Consider the following 856-nt stretch of genomic DNA (forward strand, 5'->3'; position numbering starts at 1 on the left):
CTGCATATTGAATGGATCCAGCCCGGAAATAGCTCGCAACCCGCTTGGGCAGTTTTTGCAGTTTGCGAAGATGAGACAGTGCTTTCTGTTTCAATTGATCCTTGTTTCGCGCTGGCGGACCTTTGTGAACGCCTGCTTTCAGGTCACAGTTCAGATATTCATCAGGATTCAACTCAGGAGAATACGGTGGTAGATAAAAGACTTCGATCTCAGCCGTATGATCGCTTAGCCATACTTTGACCTTGCGCGCATGATGAACTTTGAGATTGTCCAGAATCAGAAATATCTTGCACTCACTTCCCCTGATCAGGCGTCTCATGAAATCGATCAGCAAATCCGCATTCATGTTGTCTTCATAAATGCGAAAACGAACTTTGCCTTGATTGGTCACCGTCGAGATCAGATTGATGGATGCACGCCTGGCGTTCTGCCTCAACACCGGCGTTTGACCCTTGGGTGCATAGCCACGCACGTGCTGGCAGTCCGTCCTCAACCCCGTCTCGTCTCCCCAGTGGATCTCCGCCCGTTCCGCCTTGGCGCGGCTCTGGATCCGGGGATAGTCCACCGCCAACCACTGTTGCACATCTGACGCGCGCTGCTCATAGGCTTGTTTCTTTGGCGTTTGCACTGTGAATCCCCACCGCTTGAGGTATTCACCCACCGAACGAGTCGGCATCCGCAACCCGGTCTCCTGCCTGATCAACTCCTGTACCGCTTCTCGCGACCACAAGGCATAGGGCATTTCCAGTTGATCAGGCGTGTGCTGCCTTAGCAGTTCTTGCAGATCGGCTTCTTCATCCGGTGCCAGCTGTCTACCAGAACCCAGACGGCGACCTCGTTGTTGGCGAAGCAACGA

1 protein-coding gene is annotated in these 856 nt (G+C 53.2%); it reads right to left on the reverse strand.

What is annotated here, in order from left to right; genetic code table 11:
- On the reverse strand, positions 1–856 hold an 856-nt coding region (locus tag CKO35_RS17525), incomplete at both ends, for an IS630 family transposase (protein WP_200177392.1).

The organism is Ectothiorhodospira shaposhnikovii (assembly GCF_016584105.1).
GTDB lineage: Bacteria > Pseudomonadota > Gammaproteobacteria > Ectothiorhodospirales > Ectothiorhodospiraceae > Ectothiorhodospira > Ectothiorhodospira shaposhnikovii.